8 protein-coding genes are annotated in these 11,399 nt (G+C 51.3%); 6 read left to right on the top strand and 2 right to left on the bottom strand.

From position 1 onward, the window contains the following. Positions 1–1,192: 1,192 nt before the first annotated feature. A complete protein-coding gene (locus tag ACN0XZ_RS15010; RefSeq protein ID WP_417458610.1) occupies positions 1,193–1,342 on the bottom strand; it encodes an antitoxin Xre/MbcA/ParS toxin-binding domain-containing protein in 150 nt (49 codons plus the stop codon). 38 nt (positions 1,343–1,380) lie between these two features. Beyond that, positions 1,381–1,695 (bottom strand): integrase core domain-containing protein, encoded by a 315-nt coding sequence (locus tag ACN0XZ_RS15005; protein ID WP_417458600.1) that lies wholly within the window; start codon positions 1,693–1,695, stop codon positions 1,381–1,383. A gap of 51 nt (positions 1,696–1,746) precedes the next feature. On the opposite strand from ACN0XZ_RS15005, the gene ACN0XZ_RS15000 reads away from it, so the two are divergent. From ACN0XZ_RS15000 to ACN0XZ_RS14975, 6 genes are all read left to right on the top strand, one after another. Next, positions 1,747–3,579 (top strand): glycoside hydrolase family 36 protein, encoded by a 1,833-nt coding sequence (locus ACN0XZ_RS15000; protein WP_417458599.1) that lies wholly within the window; start codon positions 1,747–1,749, stop codon positions 3,577–3,579. Positions 3,580–3,743: 164 nt separating this feature from the next. Further along, positions 3,744–6,464, top strand: coding sequence for a TonB-dependent receptor (locus ACN0XZ_RS14995; RefSeq protein WP_417458598.1), 2,721 nt, complete (start codon positions 3,744–3,746; stop codon positions 6,462–6,464). Between the two features lie 170 nt (positions 6,465–6,634). After that, on the top strand, positions 6,635–7,684 hold the full coding sequence (locus ACN0XZ_RS14990; protein WP_417458597.1) for an aldose epimerase family protein: 1,050 nt from the start codon (positions 6,635–6,637) through the stop codon (positions 7,682–7,684). Positions 7,685–7,822: 138 nt separating this feature from the next. Next, positions 7,823–8,665, top strand: a complete 843-nt coding sequence (locus ACN0XZ_RS14985; RefSeq protein ID WP_417458596.1) for a glycoside hydrolase family 97 N-terminal domain-containing protein — start codon at positions 7,823–7,825, stop codon at positions 8,663–8,665. Continuing rightward, a complete protein-coding gene (locus tag ACN0XZ_RS14980; protein ID WP_417458609.1) occupies positions 8,547–9,806 on the top strand; it encodes a glycoside hydrolase family 97 catalytic domain-containing protein in 1,260 nt (419 codons plus the stop codon). Before ACN0XZ_RS14985 ends, ACN0XZ_RS14980 begins: the two co-directional genes overlap by 119 nt. Positions 9,807–9,850: 44 nt before the next feature. Then, positions 9,851–11,353: a sulfatase gene (locus ACN0XZ_RS14975; RefSeq protein WP_417458595.1), complete on the top strand. Its 1,503-nt coding sequence runs from the start codon at positions 9,851–9,853 to the stop codon at positions 11,351–11,353. Positions 11,354–11,399: the final 46 nt, after the last annotated feature.

Here is an 11,399-nt window from a genome sequence, read left to right as displayed (position 1 = left end):
TTACGTCACTACGATGAAACCAAAACACTCACTTATTCACAACATCAATTCTGTGCCATAGGACCTGACGGGGAACACTCATTGAAGGACGTTAGGGCCTCCTGCAGCTGCGGAGAAGGGTGTCTGGAAAGTGCCAAATAAATCCTTCTACCCATCCCAACTGATATATTTTCTATGTCGCCTTGGTCCGGTTTTATTAAATTATAAATCGTAAAGAGCTCTCGATCTTCTATAGCAATCGCTTTGTTGCTATTTTCTAGGTGCTTGATGAAAGGTACAAATACCTTCACAACCGCGGCCCAAAGGTAGCATGGCAGTGGTGTGGGCCCGTATTGAACATTCTTCTCTCGCGCAGCTTCGTCAAAGAAAAGTTGTGCATGTTGATCATGATTGCTGGCTAGTGGCTCCCCATCCCAAATTTGCCGCCTGCATTTCGAGCAGAATCCTTGTATCAAGGAAAGTATCCAGTCACTGATCTCCGCAGGGGGAGGGCAGTGTGAGCAATGATTTGAAACCAGTTCTCGATTATGAATCAGGCAAATTGTGTCCGAATACCACCAATGGCGAAACCAAACGAATCCAGTGAAGTGCATTTGTTCCCTAAAGCATTGTGGGCAGTATTTAATTGGGACGGCGGGGATTCCGATTGTGCGGCATTTAGGAGATGACCAATCTTTTAAACGAAAAACATAGTCCAGTTTCCATGGGAGAAAGCTTTCTGTAGATTGACTATGCCCATGACCCCCAGGGGATCCCTCCAACAACCATCGCCGTTTGATAGCCAGGGGTATGTTTCTATATGATTGCTGCAGATCTAACGGAATACGAGGAAGGTCTAACCATTCACCTTTGGCGCTGACAATATTTCTGATGTAGGTTCTCCAGTCGGCACGGGCCGAGAGTAAACACCGTCTCAAAAGCAAACTATGAATTAGTTCGCTTGGTCCCAAGCCGAAAGCAGAAAAGGGACAACTTTGGTGAATTGCATGAGACTGGGAACCTATCTGCAGCTCCTTACCTTATGAGTACGGCAAATGCATTGGGATTAAGGAACCATGATTGCGCACACGAGTTAACTTTGCCGTCATGCGGTCCTCTACACGGAATTTCGGTCCACTATAAATTTTTAGCCTTTCACCTCCATCGTGACATTGCTCCATGCTTGTCCCTGACAAGAGCCGGCCTAAGCCTTCTAGAGGGGTGAGCCAGAAGCCACCCTTTGAAGGATACTTTCAACCTGACAAGCACCAATCTCTGAACCTGAGACATCAAAGGGGCTTTGGCCGCCCAACTCAGGGTGCCTACGAAAAATGAAATCGTTGGCTCCCTGACTGTTGCCGATTACGTTTTCGGCAGTTGCCCTTAGTGTCGCCAGCCGAATTATGTGCCTGGTGACTTCTGCTTTGAACCGGAAGCTATCACAGAATGCAAGGTCAGAGACCAGCTTCTTCCGGAAAGCGCAGCGATCGGCGGTCTGTTGCCGATCGCGCTGTGAGGTCTGACCTCGTTATAGTCTCTACGCCATTCCTCCATCTTTTCCCGGGCGTCGTCAAGGCTCAGGAACCGGTGGGCATTCAGGCATACGGTCCTGAACTTGCCGTTAAAGGATTCGATAAAGGCGTTATCCGGCATGATGTGTGGGGCTAGATGTATCTCTCCAAGGATACTCAATCCGTGTAGTTTGCTTGACAGCATGAATATTTAATAATATAAATAATACATTAATATCTATTGTGGGTGGGATTGATGGTCAGAAGGTTGGTTGAGGCGCTCGTTCTTGGGCTTGGTTTCAGTACATTCACAGCGGCGGCAGACCAGAGTTTCTCTGTTAATGGCCATGGTTTCGACGTTGTGGGTGATCTTGGCGGGTTTGAGCTCGATATTGACCAGTCTCGCGCTGATGGCGATGTCGCGTTGGTCACTATCCGGCTTACCAGCCTTAAGCCAGCGGTGCCGCCGCAGTTTAGCGTGAAATGGTCGATCCCTTCTGTTGATGTGGCGGGTATATGGACTCCGGCTTTCAATGAAAGCCATATTCTGCCTGCGGACTGGAGCAGCGCGCATCTGGAATCGATGGCCACAAGGAATGCTCCGGTGTTCACGCTTTTTGGCCATGATGACGTGAACCGGCTGACCGTGGCGCTTTCCGATGCAATGAACTTTGTGAAGCTGTCGGCGCGGATACGTGAGGAAGATGCCCGTATCCATAACATGATCGAATTCTTCACAGAACCGCATCAGGCGCTATCTACCTATAGCGTGACGTTGCGGGTAGACGAACGCGGGGTGGGGTACGGGCGCTCGCTCGCGGATGTAGCTGACTGGTGGGCCGCGCAAGATGGTTATGAACCGACATTTGTGCCGGAAGATGCAAAAAAGCCAATGTATTCCACGTGGTACAGCTATCATCAGGACATAGAGCATGAGGCTTTGATTAGTGAGGTCAAGTTGGCCGCAAAGATGGGGTTTGAAGCCATTATTGTTGATGACGGCTGGCAAACCAACGACAGCAATCGTGGCTATGCCTATACGGGAGACTGGAACCCGGAGCGGCTGACGGAGATGCGCCGTTTCACAGATGAAGTGCACGCCGAAGGCATGAAAGCATTGCTCTGGTACTCTTTGCCCTTTGTTGGTGAGCAGTCCGAGGCGGTGACGCGCTTTGAAGGTAAGTTTCTAGCTCACCGTCAAGGTTTGGGGGCGTATGTTCTCGACCCCCGTTACCCTGAGGTGCGCGAGTTTCTGATTGATCATTATTTAAAGGCAGTTCGTGACTGGGGCTGGGATGGCCTGAAGCTTGATTTTATTGACCAGTTCAGAGCGGACGAAAACACAGACCTTACCCTTGCTGACGGGCGGGACTATGCCTCGGTTTATGAGGCCGTTGACCGGTTGATGACGGATACCCTCGCGACGCTTCAGCGGGTTAATCCGAATGTTATGATCGAATTCCGTCAACGGTATATAGGGCCGTTGATGCGCAAATACGGCAATATGTTCAGGGCGACGGATATTCCGAACGGCGCAGTTACCAACCGGTTCCGCATTGCGAACCTGAGGCTTCTGAGCGGCGATACGGCTGTGCACTCAGACATGATCATGTGGCACAAGGACGAGCCGGTTGAAATAGCCGCGCTCCAGCTTCTGAACGTTCTGTTCTCTGTGCCTCAGGTTTCGGTCAAACTAGCGGATATACCGCAGGATCATTTCGAGATGATCCGGTTTTATACCGATTACTGGAATGAAAACCGTGACATCTTCCTGGACGGTGAATTCGAGGCGAAAGATCCGATTGCCAAGTTCCCGATCATCAGCGGCAAGCATGAAACCAAACAGATATTTGGCCTTTATGGGGACCGCATCGTGGAGGTGGTTGACCCGCTCCTCACGGCGTTGGATATCGTGAACGCGAAGAAGTCCGGGCGGGTAGTTCTGGCTGTGGGAGAGGACATGGGGCAATTTACACTTGTGATCAGAAATAGTGTTGGCAAGGTAATTGATGAGCACAAAGTGACACTTGGCGAGGGCGTGCATAGCTTCACCGCACCAGTATCAGGCGTGCTTTCTTTCAAGCGATAATCCCCCATTTAACTGAACTTGTTAGCCCGGCTTTGGCCGGGCTTTTTGTTGAGTTGAATCATTGGCAGATTCTACTTTACCATATTATAGATATGTATTATATGATAAATAAGTTATGTTACCTAGAAAGGTTGAGTGTAAATAAACTTAGGGAGGCTCAGGCAATGAGAACCAGTGGGAAACTATACAAAACTTTATTGGCGGCAACGGTCGCTACCTTGCCGCTTGAAATGGCAGTGGCAGCTCAGGAGGGTGACCAATCCGCGTCCAGTAGTGATATGGTGTTTGAGGAAATCGTGGTTACGGGGATCCGTGGTAGCCTTAAGTCCTCAATTGGTATGAAACGGGACGCCAACGTTGTTGTTGATGGCATTTCAGCGGAAGACCTTGGTGTTTTTCCCGATGGAAACGTAGCCGAGTCACTTCAGCGGATTACTGGTGTTTCGATCAGCCGGTCCGGTGGTGAGGGTCGTTTCATAACGGTTCGTGGCTTGGGCCCAGAATATAATACCGTACTCGCCAATGGGCGCATCTTAGCGACTGAAAACGCTGGCCGTGAATTCAGTATGGATGTCTTGGCGTCAGAGCTTATCAATGGTGCGCAAGTATATAAAGGATCACAGGCCAACCTAACAGAAGGTGCCATCGGCGGTACCGTGAACATGACAACTTGGCGTCCGTTTGATATCGACGGTCAGCGCATCGTGGTCTCTGGTGCTGGTACTTACGACACCAATTCCAAAAAAGAAGACATCAAGGGCTCTGCCCTTTACAGCAACACCTGGAACGACGGTACGGTTGGCTTCCTGGCGTCTCTTTCATATAGCACGCGCAATGTAAATACCCACGGCACGTTCTCTGATGGTCTCACCTCATATGATATCGACCTCGGCAACGATGGTGTGATCGATCATCCAGATACAAAAGTGCTTTACTCACAGCGCTATCAGGTGTTTGAGCAGGATCGCGAACGTCTCGGCGGTACGGCTGTTTTCCAGTTTGCGCCAAGCGACAACCATAAAATCACCATCGACGGTTTGTTCTCAAAATTTGACGTGGACGACAAAAGCACCGAGATCGCATACCCATTCAATTCGGGTGGGGGAAACAACTGGTCAAACGTAACCATTGAAGACGGTATCCTTGTAAAAGGAACCAAAACAACATTTGCTGACGTAATTCAGGCTTCAACACCTCGCGATACCTCAACTTATCAGATTGGCTTCAATCATGACTGGCAAGTTAGTGACAGGCTAAACGTGACGACGGATGTCGCTTACTCAGAAGCAGAGGGTAAAGGCTTTGGTCGCAGCCGCTTCTATGTAGTGCGTAAGCTGACAGAGATGACATACGATCTCTATGGCGGTGATTTCCCGTTGGTGACAACTGTCGAGGATCTCAATAATCCGTCTGGCTATCGCTCTCACGTCGCATCGCACTTCGGTAATGACACAAAAGATACAGTTTTTGAGGGGAAGATCGATTTTACTTATGACCTGACAGACTTTGGCGTGCTCAAAGCCGTTTCGGGTGGTGTTTATTATTCGGATCGCGAAAAAGACGTTTTGGCTTCAACGCGTGGCCCATGCGCGACTTGTTACAATGGTGGGCCTGTTGAGTTTACTGACGCCTCCATCTTTTCTCCGTTTAACCCGAGCGGTTTGCTGGGAGGTTCCCGCGGTACGTTCGATGACGCATGGGTTTCCTTCAACTTTGACGATGTTGTTGCTTTCTATCAAAGCGAGGCAGCGCTGAGCCAGTTGACACCAGAGCGCCGGGCAGACGTAGAGGCCAGGCTCGCGGCGGGTGGTTATGCTCCAATGATAAGCGAAGGCGGGTCGTCCAATATCAGGGAAAAAAGTTACGCCACCTACATGCAGGTTGAGCTCGGGGACGATAATTGGGGGGCGCTGCTTGGTGGGCGTCTTGTCTCTACAGATCAGGTGTCTACCGGACAGTTTGTTGAACTGATCGGCGTTGAAGAGATCGTTAACAGTGACGGCACGGTAGAAAACCGCAACCCAATTCTGGGTGCTCCCGAAGTGGTTGGTTTTGACAACAAATATACCTACTTCCTGCCGAATGCGAGTTTCCGCATGAACATCACCGACGACGTGATCCTCCGCGCGGGGTATTCCCAAACGCTAACGCGCCCGACGCTTAGTAGCCTCTCGACAGGTGTGAGCTATAACGTGCAGGTTGGTGCAGAGCGTATCTCTGGCTCGAACCCGCTGTTGAAGCCGTTCCGCTCCAAAAACTATGATGCCTCGATCGAATGGTATTTCGATGATGTTGGCGCGCTGACCTTTGCGGCTTTCCACAAGGATCTGAGCTCCTTCCTGCTGCGGACAACTGAATCAGAAATCCTTCACGGCATTGATTTCGCGTCCAGCCGTCCGAGAAACGCGGGTGCCGCAACCATTACCGGGTTTGAGGTAGCATATCAGCAGATCTTTGACATGCTGCCGACCCCGTTTGATGGGCTTGGTGTTCAGGCTAACTATACTTTCATTGACAGCACCGGGGACTTCTCTTCAGTAGGTGGCGATGCGGGCATCCCGCTCGTCGGGCTTTCCAAGCACAACTATAACCTGGTTGGTTTTTACGAGAAGGGACCAATCGGTCTGCGTCTCGCATATAACTACCGGAGCGACTATCTGAGCGAGCCTGTGACTTGGTTGGGTGATACGAAAAACGCCAGTTCTTTTGGTCAGCTGGATTTCCGCGGTAGCTATAACGTCACCGAGAATATCCAAGTGTATGTAGAAGGCATCAACATCACCAACGCCACAACAGGCGACTTTTTTAACGGTGACAAAAATATCGTTACCGGTTTCTCCGACTTTGGTGCGCGTTACGCGGCTGGTATTCGCTTCCAATTCTAAGAATAGTGCCGGCGCATGAGCACTCGTGCGCCGGCAACCAGTTTGGCCCCCAGGCCCAAAAAAATCGATAAGCGAGGAGCTTTCTCTTCTTCTTCCTGTAAATGTATAGAGTAGGCAAAGGTCCGGGGTTTTCTCCGGGCTTTTGTTGTATCAAAACAACGAGGTGTGTGGTGTCTATCCGGAAATCTGTTTTTGACCCATCAGGTGGCGGGATTGCTCAATATACCTTATGCGGCGCTTCGGGTATGTGTGTGGACGTACTGGAGTATGGCGCCATCCTTCGGTCTGTGCGTGTCCCCACAGGCCAGGGCTATACGGAAGTCACGCTCGGGAGCGAGCGTCTTGCCGATTATCAGGATATGCCTTGTTATCTTGGTGCGGTTGTCGGCCGCAACGCCGGGCGTATCGCCAATTCCGCCATTGAGATAGACGGTGTGCCCTATCAGCTCACCTCAAACGAAGGCAGCCATCACCTGCATGGTGGCGCGGCAGGGTTTGATCGCAAGATATGGCGCCTTCTTGAGGTTGCAGATAGCGAGGAACCCAGCGTCACGCTGGCTTGTGAAGCCGACGACGGCGAGCAGGGCTATCCGGGGAAGATACAACTCACCGTCCAGTACTCGCTATCTGCTGACAATGAACTGACTATCGAGTTCGGTGCGCGCACAGACCGGGCCACGTTGTTGAACCTCACGCATCACGCCTATTTCAACCTGTCGGGCCAGGGTGATTGTCTTGATCATCAATTATCCATCAATGCAGACACATATTTGCCTGTGAACCACGACCTGACAGCAAAGGGAATAAAGGCACCTGTAGCGCTGGGCGCATTTGATTTCAGGCAGGCCAAGACCATCGGTCGGGATATTCGTGTTTCAGATGATCAGTTGCTAGTGGCAAACGGGTATGACCATTCTTTTTGCCTGAACCGACCGGGGTTCGAGGTCCCCTTTGCTTGGGCGCGGTCGCCTCGCACTGGAATAAGCATGCAAGCCTACACCAACCAGCCGCTCGCCCACTTCTACAGTGGTAATTCCCTTGGCGGTTTTCGCCTGCATCCGGACCGGGAGCTCGATCCTCACGCTGGCTTCTGTCTGGAAACACAAGGCTATCCCTATGTCGGTGATCAGTCGGGTTTCCCTCGGTGTTTGTTGCGGCCTGGGCATGATTATCAACATAAAACTCGTTTCAGGTTTTTTTCTCCCTCAACTCGTGCATGAAACCTGTTGTGGGGTTGATTATTTCTTTTTATTTTATATTATAAATAATAATAAACAGACTAGACGGCATAGCTAGGAAGCTTCTTGCTGTTGGTGGGTGTGCTGTCGCGCGCCAGCATAAATCAAAGGGAAGTATTGATGTCATTTCAATCGATCTTCATGAGGAATGTTGTCAGGTTTTGTGGGCTGCTGCTGACCAGTATGACAGCAGGGGCGGCTGCCAGTGCGGACAGTTATACACTTGCGTCGCCGGACGAGACTATTCAGGTATCTATCAACGTGTCTGACGCAATCCAATATTCTGTGACCGTGGATGGCAAAGAGATGTTGCGGCCATCGCGCCTTGCTATGACGCTGAAGGACGGAACCCAACTTGGCGCCCAGCCGGTATTTCTGGGGCGGCGGTCTCGCTCGGTTGATCAGGTTTTGTCACCTGTCGTGCCAGTTAAGTCTTCAAAAATTCACGATCGCTTTAACGAAACGGTTTTTTCTTTTGAAGGTGATTACCGGGTGGTGTTTCGTGCGTACAACAATGGTGTTGCCTACCGGTTTGAAACCGCTTTTGCCCAGCCAATACAGGTCATCGAGGAGTTGGTTGAATATGATTTCCCTGCAGAGGCGCATGTCTATTTCCCAAAGGAAGACAGCTTCCAGAGCCACAATGAACGTACCTATCTGTATACGCAGATGCGCGACCTGAAAGAGGGCGAGCTTGCAAGTTTGCCGGCTCTGGTCAGTACAGCCGGCATCAAGGTTCTGATCTCGGAAACCGACCTCAGAGATTATGCTGGGCTATGGATCGAGAGTGCTGGGGGGGGGGCGCTTGACTGGTGTTCAGCCCAAATTTGCGCTCTCGACAGAAATGAAAGAAGGGTCGGACCGCAACGAAATTGTGACAGAGCGAGCAGACTATATCGCGGACACCAGTGGCGCGCGTACTTTCCCGTGGCGGTTCCTGGCTATTGCTCGCACAGACGCTGATTTGCTGACAAATGAGCTGAGCTTTCAACTGGCATCACCGCTTGAGATCAAGGACACATCGTGGATCAAGCCAGGAAAAGTAGCGTGGGACTGGTGGAACGCGAACAATATATACGGTGTGGATTTCCATGCTGGGGTCAATACAGAAACCTATAAATACTATATCGATTTCGCGGCGGACTATGGCCTTGAATATATCATCATGGATGAAGGCTGGTATCGGCTTGGTAACCTCCTTGATGTAGTGCCTGAAATCGACATGGAAGAGATTGTCGAGTACGGCCGCCAAAAGGGTGTCGATATTATCCTTTGGGTGGTTTGGAAGACACTGGATGACCAGCTCGAGGACGCGATGGAGCAGTTTGAGCGCTGGGGTGTTGCCGGGCTCAAGATCGACTTCATGCAGCGCGACGACCAATGGATGGTAAATTATTACTGGCGCATGGCAGCCGCCGCCGCCGAGCGCAATCTGCTGGTGAACTTTCACGGCGCTTATAAACCTGCCGGCATTCGGCGCGCTTACCCCAATGTGTTGACACGGGAGGGTGTTAAAGGGCTGGAGCATAATAAATGGGCAGAGACCATTACGCCGGAACATAATCTCACCATACCATTCATTCGTATGGTGGCTGGGCCGATGGATTACACGCCGGGCGCCATGAGGAACGCCAACCGTAAAAATTTCAGTGTGGTTTGGGACCGACCAATGAGCATGAATACGCGCGCGCACCAGATGGCGTTGTTTGTGGGTTATGAGAGCCCGATGCAGATGCTGGCAGACACGCCAAGCAATTACCGGCGCGAGCACGAGAGCACCGCTTTTATTGCGAGCGTACCTGCTGTTTGGGATGAAACCCGCGTTATATCTGCGGCAATTGGCGAGCACCTTGTCATAGCCCGGCGCCAGGGCGAACGATGGTTTCTAGCTGGTATGACTAATAGTGAGGCTCGCGATGTAAACGTGGATCTTTCATTTCTGAGCCAAGGCACATTCGATATGGTGTCGTTTGAAGATGGCCCCAATGCGGCCCGGCACGCGGAAGATTATAAACGGTGCAGCAACGTTGTTTCTGGTGCAGATCAGGTCATGATCAAGATGTCATCAGGTGGTGGATTTGTTGCTCGGTTTGATCCGCGTTGACGGCGTGTAGGGATTCAAGTGCTAAAGTAGAGAGGGAGGGCAAAATGAAACTGTTGCAGATACTGGTTGTGGGCCTGATGGTTTGCCTGACGGGACAAGCCTCAGGTGAGGACAGTGGAAAAGAAAAGCGTAACATAGTGTTGATGGTGTCCGATGATCATAGCCCGGATCTGGGGGTTTACGGCAACCCGGTTATTCAGACGCCGCACCTCGATGCGCTTGCGAAAGACGGTGTACGGTTTACCAACGCCTTCGCCACTACAGCCAGTTGTAGCGCCAGCCGTTCCGTGATCCTGACCGGGCTGCAGAATCACCGCACAGGCCAGTATGGCCACAACCATGATTTTCATAGGTTTGAATCATGGAAAAACCTAAAAAGCCTGCCGGTTCTGCTTGCTGACGCTGGCTACCGCACAGGTCATGCGGGTAAGTATCATGTTGGCCCTCGCGAGACCTATGATTTCGAGACCTGGATGCCCCGCCATTACCGTAATCCAACAGAAATGGCTGAAGGAGTGCGCGACTTTGTGGCGTCAGAAGATGATAGGCCGTTTTTCCTCTATTTTGCGACAGACGACCCACACAGAGGCGAGCGCCTGCGGGAGGACGGCAGCCGTGCGGGCCTCGAGGACATAGATACGCCGGACGATTTTGGCAACAGGGCGGAAGGCGCGCTCAAAGATGTGCAGATAGAATACAGCCCGGAAGATGTCGTCGTGCCGGACTTTTTGCCAGACACCCCGATGACACGTATCGAGCTGGCGGAATATTACAAGGCTGTTTCCCGCATGGATAATGGTTTCGGGCGCCTTATCGAGATACTCAAAGAGAACGGGCAGTATGAAAATACGCTCATCATCTATATCTCGGACCACGGCATTGCATTCCCTGGTGCTAAAACCAATGCGTATGATGCTGGCCTGCGGTCCCCGCTGATTGTCAAGCACCCGGATAGCCCCAAGGGTGATGTGGTGAATGATGCCCTTATCAGTTGGGTGGATATCACACCCACCATTCTCGATTTTGCAGGCGTTGATGAACCAACATACGACCTGCAAATCTCGCTGGCACCGATCCGGAAACAGATGGTGGATACGCACGCGAAGCACGGCTTGCATGGCCGGTCTTTCCTTCCTGTGCTTGATCAGGAACATCCTGAGGGATGGGATGAGATATATGCGTCGCATACGTTCCATGAGATTCAGATGTATTACCCCATGCGTGTTGTCAGGGGCCGCAAATACAAGCTGATCTGGAACCTCGCGCATGGTCTGACCTATCCGGCAGCGGCAGACCTATGGGAATCGCCTACCTGGCAGCGTGTGTATCGCAAGGGCGAGGACGCTATGTTTGGTGCGCGTACTATTGGTGACTATATGCATCGGCCTGAATTCGAGTTGTTTGATATCGAACAGGATCCGAACGAAAGCAACAACCTGGCGGACGACCCAGCCTATGCGGAAATTCTGGACGAACTGAAAGATAAAATCCGGGAATTCCAGCGCACAACGCAGGACCCGTGGTTGCTGAAATGGACATATGAATAAGCCTTCCAAGTGGGCTTAAACTTGATGTGCCGCTCTTGTTTGCAGG

Source organism: Kordiimonas sp., from assembly GCF_048264555.1.
Taxonomy (GTDB): domain Bacteria; phylum Pseudomonadota; class Alphaproteobacteria; order Sphingomonadales; family Kordiimonadaceae; genus Kordiimonas.
The sequence above is the reverse complement of the archived record's forward strand: the minus strand, read 5'-3'. Positions and strand labels throughout refer to the sequence as shown.

Excerpts from the sequence above, each read along its gene's own strand:
- ACN0XZ_RS15005 (WP_417458600.1), bottom strand. The coding sequence starts at position 1,695 with ATGCTGTCAAGCAAACTACACGGATTGAGTATCCTTGGAGAGATACAT.
- ACN0XZ_RS15000 (WP_417458599.1), top strand. The coding sequence starts at position 1,747 with ATGGTCAGAAGGTTGGTTGAGGCGCTCGTTCTTGGGCTTGGTTTCAGT.
- ACN0XZ_RS14995 (WP_417458598.1), top strand. The coding sequence starts at position 3,744 with ATGAGAACCAGTGGGAAACTATACAAAACTTTATTGGCGGCAACGGTC.
- ACN0XZ_RS14985 (WP_417458596.1), top strand. The coding sequence starts at position 7,823 with ATGTCATTTCAATCGATCTTCATGAGGAATGTTGTCAGGTTTTGTGGG.
- ACN0XZ_RS14980 (WP_417458609.1), top strand. The coding sequence starts at position 8,547 with ATGAAAGAAGGGTCGGACCGCAACGAAATTGTGACAGAGCGAGCAGAC.
- ACN0XZ_RS14975 (WP_417458595.1), top strand. The coding sequence starts at position 9,851 with ATGAAACTGTTGCAGATACTGGTTGTGGGCCTGATGGTTTGCCTGACG.